The 25,829-nt window shown below is 59.8% G+C and carries 28 protein-coding genes and 1 other RNA gene; 10 read left to right on the forward strand and 19 right to left on the reverse strand.

Features of this window, described 5'->3' with window-relative positions:
* Nucleotides 1-125: 125 nt before the first annotated feature.
* A complete protein-coding gene (locus AC1VXC_RS10295) occupies nt 126-611 on the reverse strand; it encodes a BLUF domain-containing protein (protein ID WP_481538531.1) in 486 nt (161 codons plus the stop codon).
* A 176-nt stretch (nt 612-787) separates the two neighbouring features.
* On the opposite strand from AC1VXC_RS10295, the gene AC1VXC_RS10300 reads away from it, so the two are divergent.
* Nucleotides 788-2,308 (forward strand): hypothetical protein, encoded by a 1,521-nt coding sequence (locus AC1VXC_RS10300; protein ID WP_481538530.1) that lies wholly within the window; start codon nt 788-790, stop codon nt 2,306-2,308.
* Here AC1VXC_RS10300 and AC1VXC_RS10305 read toward each other — a convergent pair.
* From AC1VXC_RS10305 to AC1VXC_RS10315, 3 genes are all read right to left on the reverse strand, one after another.
* Complete coding sequence (locus AC1VXC_RS10305) at nt 2,305-3,360, reverse strand: DUF3800 domain-containing protein (RefSeq protein ID WP_481538529.1); 1,056 nt, start codon at nt 3,358-3,360, stop codon at nt 2,305-2,307. The two genes, AC1VXC_RS10300 and AC1VXC_RS10305, sit on opposite strands and share 4 nt — an antisense overlap.
* Nucleotides 3,361-3,446: 86 nt before the next feature.
* Nucleotides 3,447-3,683 carry a hypothetical protein gene (locus tag AC1VXC_RS10310; protein WP_308680083.1) on the reverse strand — a complete coding sequence of 79 codons (237 nt, stop codon included), beginning with the start codon at nt 3,681-3,683 and terminating at the stop codon, nt 3,447-3,449.
* Nucleotides 3,680-4,021, reverse strand: coding sequence for a helix-turn-helix domain-containing protein (locus AC1VXC_RS10315; RefSeq protein ID WP_323438397.1), 342 nt, complete (start codon nt 4,019-4,021; stop codon nt 3,680-3,682). Before AC1VXC_RS10315 ends, AC1VXC_RS10310 begins: the two co-directional genes overlap by 4 nt.
* 111 nt (nt 4,022-4,132) lie before the next feature.
* Here AC1VXC_RS10315 and AC1VXC_RS10320 point away from each other — a divergent pair, with 111 nt between their 5' ends.
* The 3 genes from AC1VXC_RS10320 (at nt 4,133) to AC1VXC_RS10330 (ending at nt 5,621) form a co-directional block, all read left to right on the forward strand.
* Nucleotides 4,133-4,906 carry a hypothetical protein gene (locus AC1VXC_RS10320; protein ID WP_481538528.1) on the forward strand — a complete coding sequence of 258 codons (774 nt, stop codon included), beginning with the start codon at nt 4,133-4,135 and terminating at the stop codon, nt 4,904-4,906.
* A gap of 68 nt (nt 4,907-4,974) precedes the next feature.
* The gene (locus tag AC1VXC_RS10325; protein ID WP_481538527.1) at nt 4,975-5,286 is read left to right on the forward strand and encodes a hypothetical protein; all 312 of its coding nucleotides are present in this window, start codon (nt 4,975-4,977) and stop codon (nt 5,284-5,286) included.
* Nucleotides 5,283-5,621: a hypothetical protein gene (locus tag AC1VXC_RS10330; protein WP_481538526.1), complete on the forward strand. Its 339-nt coding sequence runs from the start codon at nt 5,283-5,285 to the stop codon at nt 5,619-5,621. The genes AC1VXC_RS10325 and AC1VXC_RS10330 overlap by 4 nt, the downstream gene beginning before the upstream one ends.
* 140 nt (nt 5,622-5,761) lie before the next feature.
* Here the strand turns inward: AC1VXC_RS10330 and AC1VXC_RS10335 are convergent, their stop codons facing one another.
* From AC1VXC_RS10335 to AC1VXC_RS10355, 5 genes are all read right to left on the reverse strand, one after another.
* Nucleotides 5,762-6,328 carry a DUF4760 domain-containing protein gene (locus AC1VXC_RS10335; protein WP_481538525.1) on the reverse strand — a complete coding sequence of 189 codons (567 nt, stop codon included), beginning with the start codon at nt 6,326-6,328 and terminating at the stop codon, nt 5,762-5,764.
* An 834-nt stretch (nt 6,329-7,162) separates the two neighbouring features.
* On the reverse strand, nt 7,163-7,837 hold the full coding sequence (locus AC1VXC_RS10340; protein ID WP_481538524.1) for an ABC transporter ATP-binding protein: 675 nt from the start codon (nt 7,835-7,837) through the stop codon (nt 7,163-7,165).
* A gap of 60 nt (nt 7,838-7,897) precedes the next feature.
* A complete protein-coding gene (locus AC1VXC_RS10345) occupies nt 7,898-8,788 on the reverse strand; it encodes a transposase (protein ID WP_481538523.1) in 891 nt (296 codons plus the stop codon).
* Between the two features lie 9 nt (nt 8,789-8,797).
* Nucleotides 8,798-9,688 (reverse strand): HEAT repeat domain-containing protein, encoded by an 891-nt coding sequence (locus AC1VXC_RS10350; protein WP_481538522.1) that lies wholly within the window; start codon nt 9,686-9,688, stop codon nt 8,798-8,800.
* A 61-nt stretch (nt 9,689-9,749) separates the two neighbouring features.
* Nucleotides 9,750-9,938: a hypothetical protein gene (locus tag AC1VXC_RS10355; RefSeq protein WP_481538521.1), complete on the reverse strand. Its 189-nt coding sequence runs from the start codon at nt 9,936-9,938 to the stop codon at nt 9,750-9,752.
* Nucleotides 9,939-10,066: 128 nt separating this feature from the next.
* On the opposite strand from AC1VXC_RS10355, the gene AC1VXC_RS10360 reads away from it, so the two are divergent.
* On the forward strand, nt 10,067-10,945 hold the full coding sequence (locus AC1VXC_RS10360; RefSeq protein WP_481538520.1) for an SDR family NAD(P)-dependent oxidoreductase: 879 nt from the start codon (nt 10,067-10,069) through the stop codon (nt 10,943-10,945).
* Between the two features lie 2 nt (nt 10,946-10,947).
* On the opposite strand, the gene AC1VXC_RS10365 is transcribed toward AC1VXC_RS10360, so the two are convergent.
* Genes AC1VXC_RS10365 through AC1VXC_RS10390 form a run of 6 tightly spaced genes read right to left on the reverse strand, consistent with a single transcriptional unit; the run spans nt 10,948 to nt 16,273 of the window.
* Nucleotides 10,948-11,721: a hypothetical protein gene (locus AC1VXC_RS10365; protein ID WP_481538519.1), complete on the reverse strand. Its 774-nt coding sequence runs from the start codon at nt 11,719-11,721 to the stop codon at nt 10,948-10,950.
* Nucleotides 11,715-12,629 (reverse strand): ABC transporter ATP-binding protein, encoded by a 915-nt coding sequence (locus tag AC1VXC_RS10370; RefSeq protein ID WP_481538518.1) that lies wholly within the window; start codon nt 12,627-12,629, stop codon nt 11,715-11,717. The genes AC1VXC_RS10365 and AC1VXC_RS10370 overlap by 7 nt, the downstream gene beginning before the upstream one ends.
* A 9-nt stretch (nt 12,630-12,638) precedes the next feature.
* Nucleotides 12,639-13,814, reverse strand: coding sequence for an ABC transporter permease (locus tag AC1VXC_RS10375; protein WP_481538517.1), 1,176 nt, complete (start codon nt 13,812-13,814; stop codon nt 12,639-12,641).
* Nucleotides 13,811-14,971 (reverse strand): ABC transporter permease, encoded by a 1,161-nt coding sequence (locus tag AC1VXC_RS10380; protein WP_481538516.1) that lies wholly within the window; start codon nt 14,969-14,971, stop codon nt 13,811-13,813. The genes AC1VXC_RS10375 and AC1VXC_RS10380 overlap by 4 nt, the downstream gene beginning before the upstream one ends.
* Nucleotides 14,968-15,921 (reverse strand): hypothetical protein, encoded by a 954-nt coding sequence (locus tag AC1VXC_RS10385; protein WP_481538515.1) that lies wholly within the window; start codon nt 15,919-15,921, stop codon nt 14,968-14,970. Before AC1VXC_RS10385 ends, AC1VXC_RS10380 begins: the two co-directional genes overlap by 4 nt.
* Before the next feature lie 13 nt (nt 15,922-15,934).
* Nucleotides 15,935-16,273, reverse strand: a complete 339-nt coding sequence (locus AC1VXC_RS10390; RefSeq protein ID WP_313494577.1) for a PadR family transcriptional regulator — start codon at nt 16,271-16,273, stop codon at nt 15,935-15,937.
* Between the two features lie 543 nt (nt 16,274-16,816).
* Between AC1VXC_RS10390 and AC1VXC_RS10395 the strand changes: the two genes are divergently transcribed.
* A complete protein-coding gene (locus tag AC1VXC_RS10395) occupies nt 16,817-19,111 on the forward strand; it encodes a GH92 family glycosyl hydrolase (RefSeq protein ID WP_481538514.1) in 2,295 nt (764 codons plus the stop codon).
* Nucleotides 19,112-19,386: 275 nt separating this feature from the next.
* Nucleotides 19,387-19,839, forward strand: coding sequence for a GNAT family N-acetyltransferase (locus tag AC1VXC_RS10400; RefSeq protein WP_313494575.1), 453 nt, complete (start codon nt 19,387-19,389; stop codon nt 19,837-19,839).
* 8 nt (nt 19,840-19,847) lie between these two features.
* Here AC1VXC_RS10400 and AC1VXC_RS10405 read toward each other — a convergent pair whose 3' ends face one another.
* A complete protein-coding gene (locus AC1VXC_RS10405) occupies nt 19,848-20,165 on the reverse strand; it encodes a DMT family transporter (RefSeq protein ID WP_313494574.1) in 318 nt (105 codons plus the stop codon).
* 311 nt (nt 20,166-20,476) lie between these two features.
* Here AC1VXC_RS10405 and ffs point away from each other — a divergent pair.
* An RNA gene (gene ffs, locus AC1VXC_RS10410) (signal recognition particle sRNA small type) lies at nt 20,477-20,573 on the forward strand.
* A gap of 450 nt (nt 20,574-21,023) precedes the next feature.
* Here the strand turns inward: ffs and AC1VXC_RS10415 are convergent.
* Complete coding sequence (locus AC1VXC_RS10415) at nt 21,024-21,788, reverse strand: MBL fold metallo-hydrolase (protein ID WP_313173813.1); 765 nt, start codon at nt 21,786-21,788, stop codon at nt 21,024-21,026.
* Between the two features lies 1 nt (nt 21,789).
* Nucleotides 21,790-22,539, reverse strand: a complete 750-nt coding sequence (locus AC1VXC_RS10420; RefSeq protein ID WP_481538513.1) for a 3-deoxy-D-manno-octulosonic acid kinase — start codon at nt 22,537-22,539, stop codon at nt 21,790-21,792.
* Between the two features lie 20 nt (nt 22,540-22,559).
* On the opposite strand from AC1VXC_RS10420, the gene AC1VXC_RS10425 reads away from it, so the two are divergent.
* Nucleotides 22,560-23,606 (forward strand): glycosyltransferase family 9 protein, encoded by a 1,047-nt coding sequence (locus AC1VXC_RS10425; protein WP_481538512.1) that lies wholly within the window; start codon nt 22,560-22,562, stop codon nt 23,604-23,606.
* Between the two features lie 138 nt (nt 23,607-23,744).
* Here AC1VXC_RS10425 and AC1VXC_RS10430 read toward each other — a convergent pair whose 3' ends face one another.
* Nucleotides 23,745-24,143 carry a DUF6165 family protein gene (locus AC1VXC_RS10430; protein ID WP_313173810.1) on the reverse strand — a complete coding sequence of 133 codons (399 nt, stop codon included), beginning with the start codon at nt 24,141-24,143 and terminating at the stop codon, nt 23,745-23,747.
* 306 nt (nt 24,144-24,449) lie between these two features.
* On the opposite strand from AC1VXC_RS10430, the gene AC1VXC_RS10435 reads away from it, so the two are divergent.
* Nucleotides 24,450-25,652 (forward strand): tyrosine-type recombinase/integrase, encoded by a 1,203-nt coding sequence (locus AC1VXC_RS10435; RefSeq protein WP_481538511.1) that lies wholly within the window; start codon nt 24,450-24,452, stop codon nt 25,650-25,652.
* The last annotated feature ends 177 nt before the right edge of the window (nt 25,653-25,829 follow it).

Consider the following 25,829-nt stretch of genomic DNA (forward strand, 5'->3'; position numbering starts at 1 on the left):
CCCGGAGGCACGCATCAGCGGCTGTTCCCTCAGCCTGGGCGTGCTTTTGGGGCCAGGACTGCTTAAAGCCCCCCCAACCGACCTCCAACGGCGGCTTGCTCCCCGCAGATGGTCCCCTCTCAACGTCAGGCAAGGCGGGCTTGGCCATCGCCCACCCCTGGCCTCGCGACTTGAGCATCAGAAGGCCTCGCCCCAAGGTAGGGCTCGACATACCCGTGGACATGCTCCATCGCGGTTTCTGGAGTGCCTTTTCGGCCGGGAGAGAGGATGAAGCCCGTCCAGTCTGCCCCCACCATTGTCCGGGTGTGGCTAGGGTCCGCCAGAAGCCAGCGCATGCTCCAATAAGGCATCAGGCGTCGCCCGATGTGCCCCCGCGCCAGCTCCATCACGTCGGAGTGGAGAGTGGACGCCCGGATGCGGCTGTAGGCAATCTCCAGCCCGTCGTCGGGGCCTTCCAGGTATTGGAGGTATCGAATGCCGTCAAAGAAGAGCACCCCGGTCACCGCCGCTTGAAGGTTGAACGCCACCGCTCCCGCTACCATGGCCTCCACGGTTTCCCGATCCCACGGCTGGGTTGCTTGGCTTACATAGCCGATGGCCCTGAGGGGCATGACGCGTCTCCTCCGATAGCGCGTTCCAACCATACGCCCCTATTAAGAAAGATGGAGTGATAGGCCCTTGTGACCTCGGTCATGGGCCCGGCACAGCCGGAGCAATGGCGCAGCCGAAGGGGTGGTTCAATCCAAAACCGGTCACCATGCTGTCGTAGGGCTCGCTTGAGGGGATAATGAACCCACTCACCGGACGAGGCGCTGGCGTGACATACGACAAAGTGGCCAAGATCGCTGCTTCCTTTGGCCTGCGTGACTCAATCCTTCATATTTGGGCCTATAGCCTGCATGTCGGTTATGGGCACCATCTTCCCATCGAGTATGAACACTCTCGGCCAGGGCTGCCGAACCAGGTCAAGGCCTACACCTTCGAGTTCTACCTAGATCTCTATCTGAGAGAAGTGCTTCAGCACGCAGGAGCCTCAAAAGGTGCTCGCCGTTCACTGCGAAACTGGCAAGACCTAGGCACGCTGCACAACGCCATCCGTAGCTACAGCGATTTCAAGGCAAGGTGTGATCTGGACATCTGGACAACCATGCACCGAATCGGTCACCAACAACTGCCTCATTTCGATCGCTTTGGACCCGCCTACTTTGGACGCTACTGGTCACTTTATAAGCGGGGTCGCCTTTCAAGCGTTGTTTTCAACGCACTGGGACTGACATCGGAGGACTACTTCCTGCTGGCCGGAGCTACCCAAGCGCTCTTCATGAGTAGCTACGAAGTGCCCTTGGCCCCGCAGCTCGCCAAGCTCGGATTGAATCCTTCGGTGGTCGCATCCCGTGTGGCAGCAATCACTGGCACGCCTAAGCTACTACGCGACCGATGCACGCTAGACGCAGGGTTTGATTCTTCTTGGGACTACACACCCAATCCTGTTGTCGTAAGGCCGCTCATCCAGCTCCGCTCCGACGCACCAGATCACCTTACCTGCCCGCGACCACAGTTGCTTGGGAAGCGCCTACTCGCCGGGCTCTTTTATGACCTCGCGAACGCTACCGGCTTCGCTCAGGCCTATGGCGATGCATTTGAGGAGGTGGTAGGGGATTGCTTTGGCCTCATCCAGGGCGAAACGGCGGCTGAGCGTCCCGCGCCATACGTCGTGCATGGGGCGCAGCACCAAGGGAGTGACTGGCTGCTGACGGATACCAACGCCACCGTGTTCGTGGAATGCAAGACCATGCGCATTCCCATCCCGGCAAAGCTTGCGGCTAACCCGGGCGATCTGGAGGCCGGCCTGAAGCGTTTGGCCAAGGCAGTCGTCCAGAACTATCGCAATATTCTTGACGCAACGTCGGGCCGAGCAGGCATCCAAGTGGCAGACGGACCCATTTATTGCTTGGTTGTCACCTTGGAAGACTGGGTGCTGTTTGGGGACAAGTCCGTGGACGCGCTTTCGACCCTAGTGGAAAGCGAGCTCGAGGAACGGGGCATGGAAGCCGGCATCCAAGAGCGCTACCCCTTTGCCGTTGTGGGCTATGCAGCGCTTCCGCAACTGGTGGATTCGATCAGCCAGCATGGACTGCGGATCTTCACTGAAAAGTCGACTCAACGCTTCAAAGGCTACCTCTTCCCGCAGTTCTTGAGGGAGTCCAAGCTCACCAATGGGGGGGCAGCATCCTCCATGTTTGAACGGGAGTGGCACGACTTCATGGGAAGGCTCAGAGCACGATTCCCCAAGGCTTCCATCACTTAGCCGCCTGAAGGCTTTGCCTTACGGCTATTGCCGCCCTTGGCCACTTTCTTGTAGACCATCGGCCTACAGGTCCGTTTTGCATTCAGGGCCGCGCGATACGCCGTCCCTTCCGCCAACCGATCTTCGCCCAATGTCATCAGGTGGATGGAGGGATTGGGCGTTTGCCCCTCAACCGTCAGCATCCCTAGAAGACTCGCGACGCCCTCGTTGTCCTCAAACTCTCCCCTCAGCACCCTGCGCCAGGCCGACGCCAACAGGTCGGCCACTTGAATGCCAGAAACATCGTGCGAGCGAACGAACTTGGAATCTCGCATGACCGCTCCCAAGTTCACCGCTGACTTGATCGTACGGTCGACCGCTTCTTGCAGGTAGGCGGGAATGTCCTGCGGGGCACTCCTAAAGTTCCTATCAAAGTGGGAGTAGTCGAAGCCTTCCACAAAGATTCCGGGGTCTCGAAAAGACTTTGCCTGGATGATGCCTGGGGCCATATGAGTAAGCGTCTGCTCGAAAAGCGGTCGAACTGAGTTCTTCTCATCCATGCGCCATTTGAAGCTGCTCAGCGTGGCCGGCAATCGTTGGGCGTAGTAAAGCGTCGCCATCCGAAAGATCTGGTCCAGTAGACTGATTTGCGCAACCATCTGGGTGTATAGCTGTGGGGAGAGTCGCTCCAGCCTGCCCGACAGATCATCGATGGAAGCACGTCCCTCCTCGTAAAGCATATTTGGGCGATTCGCCCGGACGTTCGCGACCTGCTGCTTCTGATGGGCCAGAACTACGTTAGGGTCTTGATGGCCCAAGTCCACCGCAGAAATGAAAAGGGTCCCTTCCAGCTTGCCAATGTCGCCGAGAAAGCGCTTCAGGTTCGCTTCCGACAGGTCTTTCAGTTTGACCTCATCCGAGACGCCTCGGCCTAACCGCCGTTTGAGCAGTCCCAACGACTGCTCTACCCGCTTCCTGGCGACTTCTGGCACGACATACCCTGCAACGACGCACCAACTGTTGCTATTCGCAGTCGGAGCGAATGAGCCGGATTCATCTACGAAGATAAACATGCAGTCTCTTCCGTGGACGCGTTTGGACAGGAAGCTGTCTGATGGTGGAGGTTGAAGACCCGCCAAAAGCCTTAATCGCTCCTGTTCTAGTCTTCAAACATGGCGGACAATACCAGCGCCGCACCTGTGCAAAAAGCACCAAGGGCAGCCCAGTAGTTCATGTCAGCTGACAAGACCAACATCGTCTTTGAGAACTGCTCGGGAGCACCGGGAGCATCCATCAACTCGCGCTGGATTCTGGCGGACATGAACCAAAAGAAGCCTGAAAGCAGCGAACCGCATGAAGCGAAGAAGATCATCAGCTTCCAGATAACCTTCTTCAACGCCCTTCCTCCGATTTAGCCAACATATCCTTCAGACGCTGGAGGGCTTCCTTCTGCTTGGCGACCGGCAACTTGGACACCAACAGAATCACTTCAGCCAGCGTATCTGAGGTTGCATGGAAGTAAGCGACCGGAAGTCCTAGCGCTTTCGCCAATGCCTGAGAGGTCGCCGGGTCAGGGTCATGCTGCCCCGTTTCGTAGCGGCTCACTCGGGTCGCCCCAGAGACGGAGTCCACCATCCCAATCCGCTCCGCCAGCTGGGCCTGCGTCCAACGCTTGGCGAGCCTAGCGCTTCGCAGGCGCTTGCCATAGACCGTCGTAGGCGTTTTGGGCTGCATCCGGATTTTTGCACCAAAGCTGAACTCCTCCCAAGTCTGACTGTTGGAACCCGATTGCACATCTGCGATTATCGTAAATGCCGCCGGCGTGGCGGTCTACAGGGGCACCTAATGAAGGACACCACAAGGATGGCCGCCACTCTGGCAGCCGCGCTGTCGCTGAGTGGCCAGATCGCATCGGCCCAGGAAGCCGCCCAGCCCAACCCGGAGTCAGGGAAGCCCGGCTTCTTCCGACAGTTGGGGAAGAGCCTGAAGGATGCGGGCGGCCAGATGATTGGGGTGAAGCCCACCGGGGCCACCGCCAGCCAAGCCTCTGGCAACCAGCCGATCTACGCCCCGGTCAGCGGGTCCGGAAAGATTCAAGGACTCTTCCAGGGTGACAACCACCAGTTGGCCCAGCAGGGCCGATTGGAGTGGCCACGGGTGGCGTTGACGTTCCAGGAGTGGGGGGTGTCCATGCCTTGTTGGACGGTCGAGGCGAAGATCTGGACCAGCGCCAATGCTTCTACGGTGGAAACCTTCCGGACCTGCGCCGATGCAGCCCTGACGGTGGTCGACGACCTGGGCGACATGGCCGAGCTCAACACGGCGGCGCTCTGGAAAGGCCGCGACAGCCTCACCGGCGTTCGGGTGCCGTCCAACAAGGCCAATACCGGGGCCAGCCGGTCTACCGGCCCCACCCCGCCCAGCCAGCCGTTCGTGGTCAACGTGTCTCGCCCTGGCGTGTCTGACAAGGCGGTCGACGTGGCCCTGAGGGTGGCATGGGTCTCTGGGCTCATCCAGACCGCTGACCTGCACCCGGGCGCGTCGGGGATGCTGACTCCGTTCAAGGACAGCCGGATGTGGATTGCGGGGTTCAAGCCGGAAGGCAATCGAGACCGGTAAGCCCCCTCTTTCTTTACCCGTCCGGGGCGGCCTACCGCCGCCCCATCATCACCCTCAAGGATTGACCCATGAACGCAAGGTTTCCCCTGGCCGGCTTGGCCATTGCACTTACCCTCACTGCTTGCGGTGGCCCGCCGTCTACTAACGATGCCGAAAGGGCACTCGCCACCCTTCTGGAGGAAAGCGGGGCTGGACGGGTTGGCGACATCCGCGACTTCGAACTGACCGGATGTGTCGAGGCCCAAGACGTGGAGGGCTACCGCTGCGACACTAAGGGGAAAGTCTCCATCGATATCGGCGGCCGCCAGGTGCCCATCCCGGTCAGCAAAAATCTTCGATATGCGAAGGAGTCCGGGAGCTGGAAGGCCTACGCCAAATGAGCGTCCCTCCCCCGCTGCTTGACCAGTCGCCCCCTGCCCGCCGCAAGTTGATGACCCCCAGGGAGCGGTTCTTCTGGTGGTACTCCTTGACCCTGCTCTTCCTGGGACCTTTTGGGTTCATTGTCGGGCCGCTTATGGCCCGGCGAGGAACACGGAAGGTAGGACGCCTCTACCCGGCAGAGGCCCGCGTGGCCCAGGCGCGGGACAAGGGCTTCTCATGGTGGCAGTGGTGGGCCATGACACTGCTGACCCTGATGGGCGCACTGGGGGCCTTCGCTGTCCTGAGCGGGCTGCCGATGTTTTTGTATGTGATGTATGCGCAGCTGACTCAGTAGCCAAAGATGCGACAAGGAACTAAAGGGCCGCTATATGCGGCCCTTCTGCTCATCGGCTAGCGTTCCAACCGATTTTGGGACCGCATACGATCGAGCGACACAATATGGGACACATGTCCGGTTTGCGACCTGCTGCTTGGTTAAGAGGTTGGGCTCGGGTTGATCCGATCCGCATCTTTCTTATTCCGCTCTTCGATTTCTTTTTCGAGAGACAAAGGCAATGACGTCTTTGCCATCCATCGAATACCAAGGCGGACAAAATTCTGGAACAGCTTTGGGCTGTGCTTTTGCCGAGCTTTCACGAACGGCAATGCGTTCTTATATAGCCACACAACACTCGTCGCATAGGCATCAAATAGCAGATCTTCGTCATAAACATCGTGCTTCAACGCGATTGCGACACTTTCCCATACGTTCAAAGCATTCACAACCACAGTAAAAGGGTCCGTATCGTCTTTACTGAGGCGCCCTTTATCACCCACGCCTTCCAGCCCTTCGTCTGTGTATCGAGCGAAAACATCTCGGGCATCTATCAGTGTGGATTTGTGTTTTTCTTTGAATTCTTTATCAAAATCTAACGTATGTTTAGCTCGCGTCAAATGACGTTGGGAGCGAAGGCTACGATACGCAACATACACACCAAGCAGGATAACGGGAATGGTTGGTGCCGTCTTGATACAATCGACAATGAAAGATGACACGCTCATGCTCTCCCCCAAAAAAAAGAGCGGCCTATCCGGCCGCTCTCGATCACCTAAAGTGATGTTAGGTCAATCCAAAATCGTTTTCGCGATTGCGCATACAACCTCCTCTCACGTTAGTTGCCAATTCTCAGAATCAAACCTATCAGATGTGGCGCAGCCAGTCAAGTTAAGGCCAATTCGGACCTACAAGCGGTCTGATGCCTTTCTGAACGCTGGCCCACGTATAAAGACCTTGGCGATCGTCCAACACTCTGAAGTGGGAGGCGGGGATCTACCTCGCATGCCGCTCACCGGAAGAACAGTCGGAAGGCTACACTACGGGACACAACACAGGACACAAGTCCGGTTTGCGATCTGCTGCAGGGTCAAGAGGTTACGTTCGGGTCGATCCGATCCCCCTCTCTCCGCCAGATAAAAAGAAAAGGCCGCCCATCGGGTGGCCTTTTCTTTTTATCTGGGGGAAAGCATGGGCGATGAGAGCCCCAACGGGTTCGACCGCCGGCGCAGCCGGTGGGACGGCGCAGCCGCCCGAAGGGTGAAGGTGCGAAGCACCGAATCAATCCCCCTCTCTCCGCCAGATAAAAAGCAAAGGCCGCCCATCGGGTGGCCTTTTCTTTTTATCTGGGGGAAAGCATGGGCGATGAGAGCCCCAACGGGTTCGACCGCCGGCGCAGCCGACCGAACTGACCACACACCCGAAGCATGGGCGCGAAACGCCAGATCGATCTCCCCTGGGCCAGCCACCCGCAGCCGCGAATGGGGCAACTGCAACGCCTTCGTCCCCCATATCCGGGTGATCGTTCATGAACGAGCTCGGACGCATGTAGCCGACAGCATTCAACCCAATAGACGACCCTTGTCCATGACCAGATTACGATCAGCATGCGCAGCTGCGCGGCTGTCATGGGTGACCATCACGATGGTTTTGCCAAAATCCCTGCTCAAGGACGTCAACAGCATCAGAATCTCGTCCGCCGATTTCCGATCCAGATCTCCGGTTGGCTCATCGCACATCAATACCGGCGGGTCAGCCGCTATCGCCCGCGCTATCGCCACCCGCTGCTGCTCGCCCCCGGACAGCTCCGAGCTGCGATGATCACCGCGCCCCTTCAGACCCACAATATCCAGGGCGATCTCCCCCCTGCGCCGCCGCTCCGCGCGCCCCAACGGCGACAAAAGCAACGGAAGCTCAACGTTTTGCCGGGCGGACAGGGTCGCCAATAAATTATAGAACTGGAAGATGAAACCGATATTCTGCGCACGCCAGCGCGAAAGCGCGCGCTCGGACATCTCGTCCAGTACCGCGCCCGAGAAGACAACTGCCCCGGCATTGGGCCGATCCAGGCCACTCATGATGTTGAGCAGCGTCGTTTTACCCGACCCGGAGGGTCCCATCAAAGACAGGAACTCCCCGGCCGCAACCGCAAGTTCGACATTGTTGAGCACATCCTGCTGCAGACTCCCGCGGCGATAGAACTTGGAAACAGCCCGAACCTGGATCGTTCCTTGCATTGGCATCAACTCGGTAGATAAACCAAAATCGAACGTAGTGGTGCTTGCGTTGCAGGTAGGCTAGGCCTGCTGCTCCCGCAACTGCTGATAAAGCTTTGCCTGCTCACTCACGTGCCGACTGGCATCTGCACATGCGCGCGCCCATATCGCATCGGCCAGATCCTCCCTCCTTCTTGCCAGCGCACGGATCGCCGCCATGCGGCCACGTGGGTACGGGTGTCGCTGCGCCAGGTGATCAAGCAGCTCGACGCACTCCTCGTCGCCAATATAGGACGCGATCTCACATATAAGCGGCAGTGATGTCCGGTTACCAAGACTCCGCACACTTCGATTATCAAGATCGATCATGTACTGATTGATCGTTGCGATAGCTTTCGGCTGATCCGCGACTACATTGAGCGATATGGAAAAACTATCCGGCGCCAACTGCTCATGGATATCGAGACTTCGCCGATAGAGGATCATACGTCCTTCTGAAAGCGCATCGCGGCAAACGAATCTCAGATTCAGCCTCTCACCGGGATACCCCACAACCTCGTCAAAGTCGTACTCGTAAAAATCGCTTATATAGCCAGGCCCGTAGTAACCGACCGTCAGAAAATCGAAATTGTGGTCATGGGGAATCCCGTAGAAGAACGCCCCCGGCCCGCTTGACCTGATCATCGTATCGTGGAGGGATGGCCAGAAGTTCGCACGCACAAAAAATTCCCGCCCTCTACCGAGAAAGAAAACCTGCGAGGAATACTGGTTATTCGCTTGCAGATCCACCAGATCGTGAAGCTCCTGGGCAACGCGTTCGGCGAGGAACGTCCTGTTGTTCGCCAGCGCCGCAAGCACTGGCGCCCCCGCTGCGATAGCGTCGCGATCACCAATATCGATGGATGCGTAGTAGTCCATCACTTCGCCAAGCGAACCGATGGCAGCCGAATTGTTCTCGATAACCAATGGCATGGATGCGCCTCAGGATTTTTCAGTCATGTAGTCGATCGTCCTCTGCGCGGCGTCCCTGACTTCGGGATGATCATCGCTCAACGCCTCGAACAGGCGCGGCTGCCCGACCTCGGGATCCAACCGCAACAAATGTCGGATCGAGTTCCACCTGACGAAATGGTCCTGATGGTGGCTGAGTGAAAGGAGCAGGGAACCCGCAGGCTTGTACTCGAAATCCGTGAGCATTCGCGTCAGCAACTCGATGCGTGAGGCAACCGGGTCGCCACTGATCCACCCGGAAAACCGCAAGCTTTTCGCATCAAACTGCGGAAGCAAGCGCACGCTGCTCGCGCCGGTGACCTCGACATAGATCAGCGCCCCATGAAGAGATGAAATGGTCACGTCGCGACCGGCTTCAAGATAGATACTGCTCCCCTGCTCCAACCGCTGCGTACTGGTTGGAACTATCCTCGGCAGTTCGCCTGCATCCACGCAATCAAGCACAGAGAAAACCTGCATATCCAACTTGTCGGCATGCAATATCCCCAGCACCAAATCATAGGGATAGGGCTGCAGCCTCACCGCTACAGACTCCGCGCCGGCCGTGACGGCAACCTCGACTGGCGCATCCGGCTGCGAACGACGCACACCCAGACTGATCGAGAAATGCTCTGTCTTCAGAAAAGTCCAACCACGCGTCAATCCTTCCATCACGAACCGCGGCAACTGATAGTCCGAATCGAGGTGCATATGATGCAGAGCAATCCGCAGCGCGGCATTGGCCAACGACCCGGTTGCAAGTCCACGGAGCCATTCGATGTTTGACCTGTAATCGAAAGGCGAACGAAGCCGCCTCTCGATCACCCCAACGTCTGGATGGGTCCGCAGCAGAAAATCGCATTCAACGAGGGTGCTATTCACGTGGGCAATCTCTCTGTAGCGCCATCGGCGGCGATCGAAACGATCACCGCCGTTGGCAAGTTCATCGAGGCACCGGCGTCGTTGTACCTCCATGCACGGCTGTTCCAACAGCCACCCCTACTGCGATGCCAACCCCAATGCCAACACCGACGGCGACGGTAATTGTGGAGGTCTCCATGTTCGCCATATTCGATCCGGCCAATGCAACCGGATGACGCAACTCAGGGATCTGTGATTCAGAGAGTTTCATGTTCGTTCCTGTCTATGGTCCGGGTAATACCGAGCGGACGATTCCGCCCAGATAGTTGATACGCCGGTTCTCGCGTTTCTAGAATCCCTAGCGATGCTAGGGTAACGCTCCCAATTTGATCTCGGGCATTGAAAAAGGTCTATCGTCAACGCATGAACACGATGCGTACACCCTTGCGAACGGCCCTCATCACGGGTGCAACAGACGGGCTGGGACTTGCGCTGGCAATCGCACTGGCTCGACAGCACCCCTGGAAACTGCTGTTGCACGGGCGCTCGCATCTTCGCCTGGAGGCTGCCCGTGCCAGCATTCTCGCCTGCACACCCAAAGCATCGGTGGAATGCCTACGCGCTGATTTTTCGAGCATGCGCGACACCATCGAGCTCGCGCACCACCTGGGAAAAGACAACAAATGCCTTGACCTCCTGGTCAACAACGCTGGCGTCGGCATCGCATCAACCAGATGTGAAACGCAGGACAACCACGAGCTCTGCGTGCAGGTCAACTACCTATCCACTTTCACGCTCACGCTGCAACTGCAGGTACTCCTGGAGCGCGCCTGCGGTCGTGTGATCTGCGTCAGTTCTGGTCTTCAGCAAGTCATGGACCAGGACGACCCTGATTTCCGTGTCGGCTGGGATGGCCAATCCGCGTATGCCCGCTCCAAATGGGCGCAGGCTGCATTCACGAGCTTCTGGGCGAAGCACAATCCAGAAACCAGCTCAACCATCCATTCACTGCACCCTGCTTCTCTGATGCCGACCAAACTGGTCTTGGGCCAGTTCGACGTCCAGGACAGCCTGGATCAGGGCGTCCACTCGCTTCTCAATCTGATCAACCCAACGGATATGCGAGCACACAACGGTCACTACTTCCACTACACGACCCCTGCCAGCGCCCCGGCAGCAATTGACAACGAGGCACTGAACGAGTGGCTATTTGAGTGGTCGCTGCGCTCTTTACATAGCGCTTGGCGGGCAACGTCCACCCGCCGTGCAGGGCTCTAACCTCAAAAGGTCCCTATCAGTGCAAGACGCTTGGCTCTTCTTGCTGCCAGGGTCAGCAAGAGCATGCCAATACCGAGGTACAGACCACCATTGACCATTGCCATCATCAAATCGGCCATGCTGGCCTCATAGCCACCGGCCAGTTGCCGTTGCAGAAGCTGCGCAGAAGGATTGATCGGTATGAAAAGGCTGATCCACCTCCCCCATTCCCCAAGGGCCTGGATCGGCGTCGCCACGAAGGCGATCAGGATGAATTGGCCGATGCTGAGGATCGCCGCCACCTGTTTGACCAACATCGCATAGGCACACACCAGAAGTCCCACCCCCACAGCCGCCATGATCTGGAAGGCGAACGGTATCAGTTCAACCCACCGGTACTGCAGACGAGTGCCGGTAATGAGGCAGATCACACCCAGGACCACACCTATCAACAACAGGTGCTGCGCCAGCCCGGCGAGCGTACGTACAACACTGAACGCGGCGAAATTGTGCGGCGTTATGAATAGTTGCTCAAGGATTCCGCTGCGGGAATCATCAACCAGCTGCGCTCCCGGCCCAGCGAACAAGCCCGTCGTAACAAGCCAGAGGACGTAGTTGGCAACCACCTGATCCAGACGACTCCCAAAATCGGCACCGGCTCCTGCGAGATAACGCGAGCCGGCGAAGAGAGCAGTAAAGATGATACTGAACACAACCACCCCGGCGAACGCCTCCATGGGATAGCGGAGAAACATGATCCACTGTCGGCGTGCTTCAACAAGATAGATATTCAGCATGTCTCTGCTTCCTTGATTCGCTGCAGGAAAACGCGCCCCAGATCCAACTGGTTGGTCAAGGATTCCACTTTCATCGGCTCAAGAACTCTCAGAACCTCGTACAAGAGTCCCGGCGGACACAGCAACTCCGAGCCAGAACAAGCCACTCCAAGTGCCAGCAACAGTTCCGCCCTTACCTCATCCAACGCCCCTTGGAATCGCAACGTGTATGGCATCGACTCCGAGTGCTGCATGAAAAGTCCACGCTCTTCCAACGCCATCAACCTTCCGTTGGACACCAACGCGATCCGATCAGCCAGCTGATCAACCACATCCATCTGGTGCGAAGTCAGGATCACGCACACCCCCTCCTGCGCCAGACCGCGGATCATGCCGACCAGTACCATCAGGTTCTCGACATCCACACCGAGTGTTGGCTCATCCAGAAGCAACAACGACGGCCTATGCACCAGTGCGAGTCCGATGGCCAGTCGCTGTTGCATGCCTCTGGACAGCTTCGCCGCAATCGTGTCCCTTTGGGCGCTCAATTGCAGTTTGTCGATCAGCTCGCCCGCGCGCCGCTTCGCAACCCCGATCGCCAAGCCCCGCAGCACGCCGAAGTACTCAAGGTTCTCACGCGGTGTCAGCCGCCAATAGATATTTCGATTGCCCTCAAAAACAGCTCCAACCTGTGCGGTGTAAGCAGCCGTCCCCACGTTCATCCCATTGAACGAGATCTGTCCCTCATCGGCCAGCACCAATCCGGCCACTATCTTGATAAGCGTGGTCTTGCCGGCGCCGTTGAGACCAAGGAAGGCGGTGATCTTCCCGCACGCAGCGCTCAACGACACATTGTCGAGTGCGCGAATCCTGCCCGCGCCTTTGCCCTGGTATATCTTCGTAACATGTGAAATCACCAGATCGCTCATGCCAGCTCCTCAAGCAGCATCAGAAATTCGCAACGCGTCAATCGCTCTCAACCGCAGAACGGAGAGCGCAGGAACAATTCCGCCGGCCAAACCAACCGTCACCGCGCCGATCACTGCAGCAATGATCGACGTCAATGGCGTATCCAAATGAAAAGCGATGGCGTGCATACCAGTGGAAGTAACGACCGCAACGCCCTGGAGCAGCCACGACGCCGTCACCCCCCCGGCCAGCGCACCAAGCACCGCCAGCAGCGCTGATTCGATCAGCGTGCTCATTCCCAGCGATGCCGCATCGAACCCCAGCGCCCGTAGTGTTGCGATCTCACGCGAACGGCGTTGCATCGCGGATTGCAGGACAGTCACAGAGCCAAGGCATGCCCCAAGTGCCATCAAGCCGATCAGTACCGCGCCAGGCAGTTGTATCAACTTGCGAAACCCTGCCGCCTGTCGTTCGACCAACTCACTCTCCCGGATGGCGCTGACTCCCAGACCCGGCATGCTGTCCAGGTAACGGGAGAACGGGGCAAAGGCAGCCGCCGCTGACAGCTTCACCCGGACAAGACTCCATTGCCCCGACATTCCCAGCGCAGCGGCCATCGCCAACGCATCGCCGGATATCTCACTGTCTTCAAGACCCCCGCTGGCTCTGCGAACACCCACGACGCGCAACACGGTGCCATTCACCATCAATGCACGCCCGACTTCCACACCGGTCATGCGGGCTGCAACTTCGCTCCCGACGACAACCTCACTTGTGCCAGAGCGAAACCAGCGCCCCTTGACGATGGCATGAGGATCCCGCTCCGCTGCCACCTCCCTTCCACGCACAAGGATCGAGTGGGGGCGCAGATCACCATGGGATAAAAAGGTCGTCGTCCCAACTACCTCTGGCCTGATCGATCGCCCAACTGCCAATCCTGGCGCTTGTCGCAGCAAGTCGGGGATTGAGATCGGCAGCCTGCTGTTCAGTTCCGACAGGGAGGACTGGGCCACGATTACGGCGACATCATCACGCCCGCTGAGTCGCCACATAGACTCCATGCCGGCGGAAAGACTGCTGACAGACACAAATGCCGCACCGGTCAGAAAGAAACCAAGCATCGTGCAAGCAGCTGCAACAGGTCGCATCCACCACGTTGAGAGCAGGTACACAAGAACGCCTAGAGACTGCCGGATGAAGCTCATAAGTTGCCGCCCCTCAGCGTTGCAAGCGGCGGCGTGCGCAAGGCAATCACACAAGCCAGCGCACCCGATGCCAGAGCGAACGATCCAGCCACCAACAGCACCAGGCCATAACCCGCCGCAGGGAAACTGAAGCCCTGTACGACGCCTTGCACCTGCTCCCGAAATGCCACCGTTATCAACCGTGCAGATGCAGTCCCCATGCCTGCTGCAGCCAGCGTCACCAAGAGAATCTCCAATCCAACGATCATCACAACGGTGCGGCGGGGAAAGCCAAGAACCTTGAGCAACGCAAAGTCGCGCAGACGCATGGTCGCGCGCTCATGCCAGACGATGCTTGCGAGCACGAGCATGCTGGCAAACACCCCGACGGCGACCATCGCAATCAGCGACGCAAAGTCTCCGAACTCTGCAAGCTGTCTCTGCGCAGATTCGTTCTCGGGACTGGTGACAACTTTTGGATTGGATGTCGCGAACTGCAGATCTATTCGGCCAGCGACCTCGCTGGCTTGGGCCGGATCCTGCAACGTTGAGATGAATACGATGGCCTGATCCTTATCCATTACGCGGCTGTCGTTCACATAGTCATAGCGAACGAACGCCAGATCCCCCGGTATCTTCGGATCAGCGCTCGTATAGGTTCCAATCAGCTGAAACGACCATGCGCCACTTCCGTCTCTGTTGAGCACATTTGTCTGCAGGGCGACTTCCTGGCCAACCTGCCAACCAAACCTCGCGACAAGATCCGGCCCCGCCACAAGTGCTGTCTTCTGCGTTGACCAGAGTGCACGTGCAGGCTGTGTCACACTCAACTCCGGAAAAGTCTCCAGGAATCCGGATTGGCTGACCGCCTGAAGCAGGAAGTGGCGAGGGTCATTCTGGAATGCTGCAGGTGTCGCGGTCGCGTAGATGACGTTCCGAACGCCGCTGACCGCTGCTATTTTCGCGGCAATGCTGATAGGCATGAACTGCGAGGAAGAGCTCGCACCACTGGTCCGCAACCTATAGGAAGACGCCGCACTGGAGCCCGCTTCGAGCACCTGACGTACGCTCAGCAGCAGGCCAAACAGCAGAAATGCGGTTGCCAAGCACGCCCACGTGAGTACCAGCTGGGCGCGCTGCCTTCTGATCTGCGAAGCCGCCAACGTCCAGAAGTTCATGTGCGCCACAGTACGTCGCATGCTTTGGTTGCACCCGTGCCCAACAACGTCAGCGTCGTCAACCAGGCGCAGAAGTTTGCAACGTTGATCACCAACACTGTGAACGTTTCAACCATGCCTGCGGCCACCTCGCCCTGTCGGAAGAGGCAAGCAAGCTTGTCGGCCGAGAACACCTCGCCTGACAGCAGCACAGCCGCCGCCAACCCGGCACCTAGCAGGCGCCAGATTGCAAGGACGTAGACCGTCGCACGGTACTGCGGTTGATACACGCGGGTACCAGTCAATAGTGCGAACACTGCAATCCATGCGAGCGCAAGCAGCGTCGGCCAACCCAGGAACCAGTCCGAAAGGATAAGGAAGGACCGCGCGTTCAGCGGATAGCCTGAAAATGACCAGGATGCAGGCCAACCACGCCAGAGCGGCAACAGGGCGAAGAACACCGCAAGGCACGCCAGCACAGAACCCTTTCCTCGCCAACGACTTCGCTGTTCTGCCGCGGGAAACACCGGCCCAGGGAAAACCGGCACCCAACCCATCTTCTGCAAGCCAAGGAAGTTCAGTGTGATTACCGGAAAGACGATGAGAAGCACAAGGAGAACACTGGCCAGCAGCCCCAGGAGCGCTGCTTCCCCAACCGCAAGCCGAGCAGCCACAACACAGAGCACCGATATCGATGCTGTTGTCACGACAACACTGCGGTGCAGAGCGCCCAGCTGTTCACTGATCAGCCCGGGGAAAATGCTCTGGTAGTCCTCGGCCACCAGCGCTGCAGAAGGCTGCTCCATCACGACCAGCGCTGCCAGGTGGTCGTCTTCAAGACCAGGATTACCTGCACGCATTGCATCCAGAGCGCCTTCCAGAGTGTGCTCCAGATCGCATCGCGCCTGCCGCCGCCGCACCAACGGGATCCGATGGATGACGTCCTCGATATAATCGTTGCAGTAGTGCATCGGCTTGCTCCGTTCACTCATGCTGCGCCTGCAGGGCGACCACGATCTCACTCAACAGTTCCCATTGGCTCTGCAGCAACTCAAGCGCTCCGCTCCCAAGCTGGGTCAGTGTGTAGTAGCGACGCAGCCGATCACCGGATACATCCCACCTGCTGATGAGAAGCTGCTGCCCTTCCAATCGTCGCAACAAGGGATACAAAGTACCTTCCTTGAGCGGAAGGCCTTTGCTCTCCAGCATCGACCGAATTGCATATCCATGATTCTCGGTTCTCAGGCAAGCCAAGACGGCCAGCGTGACAATTCCGCGACGCAGCTCACCAGTGCGATGGCGCGTCTCTTTCTCGGCAGACACAAGTTCCTTCCTTTGGAGCGTGACCAGCCTCCCGGTGAAATTCCCTGTTTGCCACAACAGCGTTGAAAACCTTCAGGATGCGTTCGCTCGGATCAGCGCAGACAACAGGAATTTGTCCGCAGATACCGCCACTCAGCTTCAACGCACAACTCATCCTATCGCTCAACAGCGGCCAGCAATCGTGGGCACAGCGCGTTATGCAAAGAACGACTTCGCATAAGCGGACGACGGCACTGCATGTGTCTGAAGGTCGACCGCGGCTACCTGCAGACGCCTGCAGATGCCTGCAGCGCGGGTTGCGACACGTAGCGTCGCGACAGCCACGTGATGTACGCCAGCAGCTAGCATGCCAATACCCAATCGATGCAGTTTTTCTGCCAATGGAACCCGGCCCATCGGATCACGCAAGGGAATCTGGCAGCGATACACATTGGGCAGCTGAGCGTGCTAATTTCCTGAATTAGACCGATCTAAAACAGGTGCTCAATGAAACTGTCAGGTGCAACCTTTCTGGTAGTTGCAGCAGCCATGGGAGCCATCACGATGGCACATTCCTCAGGATTGACGCCCTCCCCAGCCCACGAACACCGGGCTTTTACCGCAGTAGACCCCTTCATCGGCACCGGTGGCGAGGGCCATACCTATCCGGGGGCGACCGTCCCTTACGGCATGGTCCAGCTGTCGCCCGATACCCGCATCCAGTCGCGCAAGAACGGCTATGGCTGGGCGGCGGGCTACCGCTATGACGACAACACCATCGTCGGCTTCTCGCATACGCATTTCTCCGGCACCGGCCATTCGGATCTGGGTGATCTGCTGCTGATGCCTACTACCGGTGAGTTGAAGCTGGAGCGTGGCAATCCGGATCAACCCTTGAGCGGTTACACCTCGCGCTTCAGCCATGCCAGCGAGACCGCCCAGCCGGGTTATTACGCGGTGACCCTGGACGACTACAAGGTGCGCGCCGAGCTGACCGCCAGCGCGCGCGTCGGCATGCACCGCTACAGCTTCCCGGCTGGCAAGCCTGCGCATGTCGTGCTCGATCTGCGTACCAGCATGTATGACTACCCAGGCAAGATCCTGTGGTCGCGCCTGCGAGTGCGGGCCGATGGCACGGTTACCGGCTTCCGCGAGACGCGCGGCTGGGCGCCGGGCCGGCAGCTGTATTTCGCGATGCGTTTCTCGCAGCCGCTCAGTGGCCATCAGCTGCACGACACCGAGCAGGATGTCGCCTACAAGGGCTTCCCGCCGCCGGGCGAGAAGGACCCGACACAGCGCGCGCAGATCGAAGGCCGGCAGTTGGTTGCTGCCTTTGATGTGGTGCCGGAGGCTGGCAAGCCCTTGTTGGTGAAGGTGGCGATCTCGCCGGTCAGCGAGGAAGGCGCGATTGCCAACCTCGATGCGGAAGCGCCGGGTTGGGATTTCGATGGCATGCGCACTGCCGCCAAGCAGCAGTGGAGCGAGGCGCTGGGCGCGGTCGAAGCGCAGGGCAGCGCGGACGAGCGCACGCGCTTCTACACCGCGCTATATCACACGCTGCTTGGGCCAACCTTGTTCATGGACAGCGATGGCCGCTATCGCGGGCCGGACAACGCGGTGCACCAGGCCAAGGGCTGGACGAACTATTCGACGTTCTCGCTGTGGGACACCTATCGCGCCTTGCACCCCTTGGCCACGCTGGTGCAGCCACCGCAGCGCACCAATGACTTCGTCAATTCGCTATTGGCCTCACGCCGCGAAAGTCCTTACGGCGTGCTGCCAGTGTGGTCGTTCCACGGCCTGGAAACCTGGTGCATGATCGGCTACCACGCGGTGCCGGTGATCGCCGATGCCTATATGAAGGGCATCCGTGGCTACGACACCGAGGAGGCGCTGCAGGCCATGGTCGCCAGCGCCAACTATGGTCCGTACGACGGCATCGCGCAGTACCGCGAGCTCGGCTATGTGCCGATCGATGAGGAAGGCGAAGCGGCCAGCAAGACGCTGGAATATGCCTATGACGACTGGACCATCGCCCAGGTGGCCAAGGACATGGGCAAGACCGAGGTAGCGCGCGAATTCAACAAGCGTGCGGCGAACTGGAAGCATGCGTTCGACCCGGGCACCGGCTTCATGCGCGCGCGCAAGCGCGATGGCAGCTTCCGCGAGCCGTTTGATCCCAGCGCCAGCGGTTACGGCACGGATTTCACTGAAGGCAATGCCTGGCAGTACTCGTGGTATGTGCCGCAGGATGTCGCCGGCTTGGCGGCGGCGCATGGCGGCAGCGACAAGCTGCTGCAGCGCCTGGATGATGTGTTTGAAGCCAAGGTTGATCCGTCGATCTTCGCGCACATGGAAGACATCACCGGCCTGATTGGCTGGTACGCGCATGGCAACGAACCCAGCCACCATGTTGCCTACCTGTATGCACATGCCGGGCAGCCGTGGCGCACGCAGGCGCGCTTGAAGCAGATCATGGACACGCAGTACGCGGCCCGCCCGGATGGTCTGGCGGGGAACGATGATCTTGGGCAGATGTCGGCCTGGTATGTGTTTACCGCATTGGGTTTCTATCCGGTTACGCCAAGTAGCAACCAGTACATCATCGGGCGACCGTTCCTGCCGCAGGCAACCTTGAATCTGCCGGATGGGAAGCGCTTCAGGATCGTGGCTGACAGGCTGGATGCTGCGCATACGTATGTTGGTTCGGTGAGCCTCAACGGCAAGCCATTGGACCGTGCTTATGTGACGCACCAGGAGATTATTGCCGGTGGGGAGCTGCGGTTCACGATGCAGGCTGAGCCGAACAAGTCCTGGGCTGCTGATGCGGCGACGTTGCCCTATTCGATGTCGCGGTGATTGGGATGTTTGCTTTCTATCGCTGTGCTCTGCACTAAAAAGCACGCTGCGCGCTCCCCTCTCCCCAACCCCCGCTCCGCGCCCCGGCCCTTGCGCTGGCGCAAGGTCGTTCCAGGGGCCACGAACCTGTGGTTCGTCAGCCGGCCCCTTCCACCCCGCAAGGGGAGAGGGGCTAAGGCCAGAGCCATAGCAAAAACAACAGCTAAAGCAGCCCCCATCCTCTCTCCATCCAACGTCCAGAGAATGAGCGAACGGAAGCTGCTAGATTGCAGCGCATGCCGATCCGCCCCTATCAACCTGCTGATGCCGACGCCTGCCTGTCGCTGTTCGACAGCAATGTACCCAAGTACTTCACGCTAGCCGAACGCGCAGACTTCGAGCAGTTTCTACAGCGCGATACGCAGGGTTGCGACTATCAGCTGATCGAGCACGATGACCGGGTTGTCGCCTGCGGCGGCTTGGCCATCCGGGCCGATGGCGTCGCCGTTTTCTGCTGGGGCATGGTCGAACGCAGCGTGCATCGGCAGGGGTTCGGCAGACAATTGAGTCTTGCGCGTTTACAGCAGGCCAGACAGAGCCCGAACGCGAAGCGCGTGGAGCTCAGCACCAGTCAGCACACGCAGGACTTCTATGCGCGACTCGGATTCACCGTGACCCGGGTCGTGGCGGATGGCCACGGCCCGGGTCTGGATGCGGTCGAGATGGTGTTGGTGCTGGGCGAAGACTGAAGCCGTTATCAGCTGCTGGACAGCTTCATCAGCACCAGTCCGCTGACGATCAGCACCGCCGCGCCGATACGCATCGCGCTGATCTGCTCGCCCAGGAAGATGATGCCGATGATGAACGCGCCCACCGCGCCGATACCGGTCCAGATCGTATAGGCCGTGCCCAGCGGCAAGGTACGCATGGCCAAGGCCAGCAACCAGAAGCTGGCGATCATGCCGATGATGGTGACGATGCTGGGAACCAGCTTGGTGAAACCGTGGGATTGCTTCATTGCCAGCGCCCAGACGATTTCCAGCACACCAGCAACCACGAGATAGATCCAAGCCATACAGCCTCCTAGAGAAGCCAGGCCGTCCTGGGTGAAGTCCCGTGATGGGCGGAGGTCGTCCTCCGTTGGGCGGGCATTCTATCCAAGCCGGGCGTCTGGGGCCGCAAACCGGCGGCGGCGGGTTACACGGGGTTCAAGCCGGAACGCTGGTCGGCTGGTGCATGCATACGTTACAATCGCCGCACACGATCGGGACCTGCTCCAGTTTGTGTCCGGTCCATGAAGCATCGGCGGCTGATGATCGCATCGCCCCAGCCTCTCGTATCGTGAATGGCCGCGCCTAGCGCGGCCAAACCGTCTCTATGGTGGCCCCGTCGGCCCCTCGCGACGCTAGGTCGAAAATCCCGCCAGGGCCGGAAGGCAGCAACGGTATCGATCGACGCGGGCGCCGAGGTCAGCCGGCGGGGTCGCCACCTTTTTGGGCCTTGGAAAATTGCGCGGCTGCTGAAGCGGCGGCTCTTGCTTGTGCGCGCTGTAGCCCGGGTAAGCGCAGCGCACCCGGGGCTTTGGCCGTGCAAGACTTCTGCCAGGCGATCGACTGATTGCCGGCCACGAATTGGCCTTTTATTGGTTACGAGTTAACCGGCATGCTTCCCGGGTGCGCTGCGCTTACCCGGGCTACGTTGCCTCGGAGGGTTCGGATGGGGCTGACAGAGGCTGGCTTCGGCCTTGCCCTCACCCCAACCCCCGCTCCGCGCCCCGGCCCCCGCGTTGCCGCGAGTGCGCTCCAAGAGTCGCGAACCGGTGGTTCGCAAGCGCCTCTTCTCGCCCCGCAGGCGGGAGAGGGGCTTAGTGATCATTGCTTGGAATTACTGGGGCCTACGTGCGCCCAAGCGCGGTGGAGCCGAAGCACGACGCTCAGCCCTCGAACGGCTCCGCACGCGGCGCCGTCGGCTCGGCCAACACAGCGCACTCACCCGGCATCGCCACGCGGTGGCCACGGGCACGCAGGGCTTCGCCATCGGCCGCGCTGGCGTAGTGGTAGAGCATCATCCGCGCCTGGGTGGCGGCGTCGTATTCGCGCTCCAGGTCGTCCACGCCGGTATGCGAGGGATTGCCGTGCAGGCCGCAATCATGGGCAATCAGCTCGTTGTCATCGGCAAAACGCGCCAGCATTTCCGGGATCGGGCGGGTGTCGCCGCTCCATACCAGCGCACCCTGCAGGCGCAGGCCGTAGGCGGTTTCCGGCCAGTGGTGGCGCACCGGGAACACTTCCAGGCGCACGCCCTCATGCCAGAATGCCTCGCCCACCACGATCAGCTGGAAGGCATCCCAGAAGTTGGCGCCGCCTTCGGCCAGCACGTTCGGGTAGTCCCCTACCCGCTTGTGCAGCAACGGTACCAGCGGCGCCGGCACGTACAGTCGCACCTTGCCGCGCCGTTGCGAGTTGAAGAAGGCATCGACGAACAAGCGCTCGAAACCCGCCACATGATCCAGATGGATATGGGTAACGAACACGGCATCCGGCATGGCGCGGTAGTGGTTGCGGTAGGCAGTCAGCCCCTCGCCACCGCAATCGATGGTCAGCCACGGCGCGCCGCCGTGCTCGATCACCGACATCGGCGAACCCAGTTCCACCGCCGACGCATTGCCGACGCCCAGAAAACGCAAGGCCCAACTCATCTCACACGCCCCGGTTCCAGGCCAGATCATAGGCGCGGCGCAGCCGCGCGTAGTCCTGCTCCACGTCCTCTCGGCTGCGCGCACCGCGCAGCTTCAACAAGGAGCGCAGCAGGCGCTTGAGGTTGCGCTCGCGCCAGCGGGTGGCAGGAATGCGCAGCACGCCGCGATCGAAATCGATCAGCCAGCCGCGGCCAGCGTCATCGAACAGAATGTTGTGGGCGTTCAGATCGGCATGATCCAGGCCGGCACGATGGAAGCGCGCGATCATCCGCCCAGCCTCTTCCCACGGCGCTCCGCGCCCGGTGAGCTGGGCATGGTCAGCCAGCGAACGCACGTCCTCCAGCCGCTCCATCAGCAGTGCCGCCTTGTAACGCAGGCCTTCGCGCATATAGAACGCCGCATAAGGGCGCGGCACTGGCAGCTTCTGCGCGATCAGCTCGCGCATCAGCCGGAACTCGGCAAAGCTGCGCGTGCGGTTGGCACCACGCCACAGATAGCTGCTGTGGCTGATCTTGGCGGCGACGCCGCCGCGTAGGTACTGGCGCAGGACGCTGCGACCGAACGGCGCATCGATGAACCATGCACCGCCGCGCCCGCCATCGCCCACTGGATGGGCCTTGCTGCCCCACTGCGCAGGCGCGAACAAGCCCGGATCGGCTTGCCGCAGGCGTTCGCGGTCGAACAGAATGGCGCCATAGCCGCGACCATCGCGGCAGGGCGTCAGCGCTTCAGTGGCGTCAAATGCGACCATCAATACGAGTCTAACAACACATGCCTGCATCGTCCTCCCCGTTGTGCCTCTTACGCCTCTCGGCACTGGGCGATGTAACCCATGTGGTCCCGCTGGTACGCACGCTGCAGCGGGGCTTCCCGGGCAAACCCCTGCATTGGGTGATCGACAAGGCCGGCCACAAGCTGCTCGATGGCTTGCCCGGCGTGCACTTCCATATCTACGACAAGCGCAGCGGATTGGCAGGAATGCGTGCGCTGCGTCGCGAATTTCCGGCCGGTCGCTTCGAAGCCCTGCTGCAGATGCAGGTCGCCGCGCGTGCCAACCTGCTGTCGGCCTTCATCCCGGCCAAGCGCCGTATCGGCTACGACAAGTCACGCTCCAAGGACCTGCACGGTCTTTTCATCAATGAGCGCATCCCCGACCGCCCCGGCATCCATGTACTCGATGCCATCGGCAGCTTCTGCGAGCCGCTGGGCCTGAAGCAGACCGAAGTCAGCTGGGACCTGGCCACACCGCCGGAGGCACACGAGTGGGCACGGGCGCAGTGGGACGAGGATGGCCGCCCGGTGCTGATGATCTCGCCCTGCTCCAGCCACCAGCGCCGCAACTGGTACCCCGAGCGCCACGCCGCCCTGGCCGACCACGCTGCCAGCCAGGGCTGGCGGGTGGTGCTGTGTGGCGGCCGCAGCGACCTGGAGCGCAGCACCAGCGACGCCATCCTCGCCGCGATGAAGCACCCCGCGCTGGACCTGGTCGGCAAGGACACGCTCAAACAGCTGCCGGCACTGCTGGCCCGCGCCTCGCTGTTGGTCACCCCGGACTCGGGGCCGATGCATATCGCCAATGCCGTCGGCACCAAGGTGCTGGGCCTGCATGCGGCCAGCAACCCGGCCCGCAGCGGCCCGTATTCCGACCGCCGCTATTGCGTGGACCGTTATGACGATGCCGCCCGTCGCTATCTCGACAAGCCGGCCAGCGCGCTGAAATGGGGCACCAAGATCGAGTTCGACGAGGTGATGTCGTTGATCACGGTGGAAGATGCGATCGCCGCGTTCGAGCGCTATCGCGCGGATCATCCGAACTGAGAGGCTGCGGCGCTGCCTGCAATGTGGGAGCCGCATAAGCCGCGAAGCTCGGGACCCATGAAAGGCCCCTAAAGCCAACCCCTCCCCAACCCTCCCCTGCTGCGCAAGGGAGGGAGCAAAGCGGCAGCGCTGCGGCTGTCAGACGGCGCGGTAGTCCTGATAGGACTTCTCTTCCACGTAGCTGGAACCCAGCGCCAGGTTGATGGCCTTCTTGATGCGCGCGCGCTCATCGTTCTGGATGTAGACGCTGCGCGCCAGCTGTACGAACGCATCGTCGAAGGCCTGCGCCTTCTCTTTCAGGCGGATGTCGTCTTCGATATCCCACAGGCGCTCATTGACCGCCTTCAGCTCGGTACGCAGCGCTGCGATGTCCTGCGCGGCAGCCGGGTGCGCGGCCCAGGTGCTGTCCAGCGCGTTCAACTCATTGCGCACATTGGCCAGCTTTGCCGCATCGCTCATGCGCTCGGACTTGATCTGCAGGATGGAGATCTTGTCCAACAGCTCACCGAAGGACACGGGGACGAGGATTTCTGACATGGGGTTTACCGGTTGGATCAGGCGCACAGTGTAGTCGCTGCTGCCGGGTATTCCGCCGCAGCCCCAGGGCACAGGCTGCACACAAAGAAAAAAGCCACCCGAAGGTGGCTTTTTTCAGTATCTGGCGGAGAGGGGGTCTGCCTAGTATACGTCCAGCCCGGTCCACAACAACCCAAAGATTGAAAATTTAATCATTTATTTTCAACACCTTACGACACTTTCAAATCCATGCATGTCCAAGAGCATCCATCACCAGCCCTCTCCAAATGGCATACTGGATGGCATACCGGAAGCAACTGAAAATCCATGCCACTTCTCACCGATGTCAAAGCTCGAAGCATCCTTCCTGGAAGTCGCGCAGTACCTCATGGAGCCGTCACAGGCCTGAGCCTCCTCCCCTCATCGACCGTGAAGGGCCAAGGAAAATGGGTATTTCGATACGTCAGCCCCTCGACGGGGAAACGCAGGAACGCTGGGTTAGGCGGCTATCCACAGGTCACTATTGCCGCAGCCGGGAAGCTGGCTCGAGAGATGCGAGACCTGATCGCGACGGGACAGGACCCCTTAACAGTGAAAGCCCTGGAAGCCACCAAGCTCCAGATACCGACCTTTCAGGAGGCTGCGACACAGGTCCACACCGAGATGAGGCCTGGTTGGAGGAATGACAAACATGCCCAGCAGTGGATCAACACACTGGTCGAGTATGTCTTCCCGAAAATTGGGAATCTGCCGATCGACCAGCTACAGCCTCGGCACATCGCCGAAGTTCTTCGCCCCATCTGGCTTGAAAAGGCTGAAACTGCCTCACGCGTTAAACAGCGTATTCATGCCGTATTGGCTTGGGGCTGGGCGCACGGATTCAACCAAGCCAACCCCGTGGATGTGGTCAACCACTTGCTCCCTCAGCAACCCAGCAAGACGATCCGCCAAGAACACCAGCCCGCAATGCCTTGGCAGCACGTCCCCATATTTGTCGGAGCGGAGTTGGCAACCGCAGGTGAATTCGACGTGACCCGGCGCGCATTGCTTTTTCTGATCCTGACGGGCGCCCGCTCCGGCGAGGTCCGAGCCATGACTTGGAGTGAGGTGAATCTACGTAACGGGCTATGGATAGTTCCAGCAGACCGAATGAAAGCTAGACAAGTTCACAGGGTCCCACTTTCCAAGCAGGCAGTGGCCTTGCTCCAACAGCAAGTCGGCCATGACGAAGAACTCGTATTCCCATCCATTCAAGCCCGAAAGGTACTGTCAGATATGACGCTGACTGCCCTATTACGTAGGCTCTCGGCTCCCAGCGATTCAGAGGGCCGAGTAGCCACAGCACATGGATTTCGCTCTAGCTTTCGCGACTGGTGCAGCGAAAAAGGATATGCCAGGGACTTGGCTGAGCGCGCTCTAGCTCACACGGTTAAAAATCAGGTTGAGGCGGCATATCATCGAACCGACTTGCTGGATCAGCGCCGACCAATGATGCAGGCGTGGGCTGACTACATTCAGCCAGAGCAATAACGCTGAACAAATTATAAATACACCGACGCGGGCCCGCCCGTTTCCAAGGCAGTAACAAGCCCGCGTATAACCTCACATCGCAGCAATCAGCGCTTGCAGCACCAAGTCGGCGTGCTGCTTTACGGGCGCCATGCCCAGACCGCCATAGGTAGCCCGCGCGGTAGCGCCGCAGGTAGC

It is taken from the genome of Stenotrophomonas sp. STEN033, from assembly GCF_056856655.1.

Bases quoted from the DNA above. Each gene is read 5' to 3' on its own strand.
- AC1VXC_RS10415 (WP_313173813.1), bottom strand. From the start codon at position 21,788: ATGAGTTGGGCCTTGCGTTTTCTGGGCGTCGGCAATGCGTCGGCGGTG.
- AC1VXC_RS10330 (WP_481538526.1), top strand. From the start codon at position 5,283: ATGAGCGTCCCTCCCCCGCTGCTTGACCAGTCGCCCCCTGCCCGCCGC.
- AC1VXC_RS10395 (WP_481538514.1), top strand. From the start codon at position 16,817: ATGGCACATTCCTCAGGATTGACGCCCTCCCCAGCCCACGAACACCGG.
- AC1VXC_RS10380 (WP_481538516.1), bottom strand. From the start codon at position 14,971: ATGAACTTCTGGACGTTGGCGGCTTCGCAGATCAGAAGGCAGCGCGCC.
- AC1VXC_RS10385 (WP_481538515.1), bottom strand. From the start codon at position 15,921: ATGCACTACTGCAACGATTATATCGAGGACGTCATCCATCGGATCCCG.
- AC1VXC_RS10425 (WP_481538512.1), top strand. From the start codon at position 22,560: ATGCCTGCATCGTCCTCCCCGTTGTGCCTCTTACGCCTCTCGGCACTG.
- AC1VXC_RS10420 (WP_481538513.1), bottom strand. From the start codon at position 22,539: ATGGTCGCATTTGACGCCACTGAAGCGCTGACGCCCTGCCGCGATGGT.
- AC1VXC_RS10315 (WP_323438397.1), bottom strand. From the start codon at position 4,021: ATGCAGCCCAAAACGCCTACGACGGTCTATGGCAAGCGCCTGCGAAGC.
- AC1VXC_RS10340 (WP_481538524.1), bottom strand. From the start codon at position 7,837: ATGCAAGGAACGATCCAGGTTCGGGCTGTTTCCAAGTTCTATCGCCGC.
- AC1VXC_RS10435 (WP_481538511.1), top strand. From the start codon at position 24,450: ATGCCACTTCTCACCGATGTCAAAGCTCGAAGCATCCTTCCTGGAAGT.
- AC1VXC_RS10320 (WP_481538528.1), top strand. From the start codon at position 4,133: ATGAAGGACACCACAAGGATGGCCGCCACTCTGGCAGCCGCGCTGTCG.
- AC1VXC_RS10370 (WP_481538518.1), bottom strand. From the start codon at position 12,629: ATGAGCGATCTGGTGATTTCACATGTTACGAAGATATACCAGGGCAAA.
- AC1VXC_RS10365 (WP_481538519.1), bottom strand. From the start codon at position 11,721: ATGCTGAATATCTATCTTGTTGAAGCACGCCGACAGTGGATCATGTTT.
- AC1VXC_RS10355 (WP_481538521.1), bottom strand. From the start codon at position 9,938: ATGAAACTCTCTGAATCACAGATCCCTGAGTTGCGTCATCCGGTTGCA.
- AC1VXC_RS10305 (WP_481538529.1), bottom strand. From the start codon at position 3,360: ATGTTTATCTTCGTAGATGAATCCGGCTCATTCGCTCCGACTGCGAAT.
- AC1VXC_RS10295 (WP_481538531.1), bottom strand. From the start codon at position 611: ATGCCCCTCAGGGCCATCGGCTATGTAAGCCAAGCAACCCAGCCGTGG.
- AC1VXC_RS10325 (WP_481538527.1), top strand. From the start codon at position 4,975: ATGAACGCAAGGTTTCCCCTGGCCGGCTTGGCCATTGCACTTACCCTC.
- AC1VXC_RS10345 (WP_481538523.1), bottom strand. From the start codon at position 8,788: ATGCCATTGGTTATCGAGAACAATTCGGCTGCCATCGGTTCGCTTGGC.
- AC1VXC_RS10300 (WP_481538530.1), top strand. From the start codon at position 788: ATGAACCCACTCACCGGACGAGGCGCTGGCGTGACATACGACAAAGTG.
- AC1VXC_RS10375 (WP_481538517.1), bottom strand. From the start codon at position 13,814: ATGAGCTTCATCCGGCAGTCTCTAGGCGTTCTTGTGTACCTGCTCTCA.
- AC1VXC_RS10405 (WP_313494574.1), bottom strand. From the start codon at position 20,165: ATGGCTTGGATCTATCTCGTGGTTGCTGGTGTGCTGGAAATCGTCTGG.
- AC1VXC_RS10400 (WP_313494575.1), top strand. From the start codon at position 19,387: ATGCCGATCCGCCCCTATCAACCTGCTGATGCCGACGCCTGCCTGTCG.
- AC1VXC_RS10430 (WP_313173810.1), bottom strand. From the start codon at position 24,143: ATGTCAGAAATCCTCGTCCCCGTGTCCTTCGGTGAGCTGTTGGACAAG.
- AC1VXC_RS10335 (WP_481538525.1), bottom strand. From the start codon at position 6,328: ATGAGCGTGTCATCTTTCATTGTCGATTGTATCAAGACGGCACCAACC.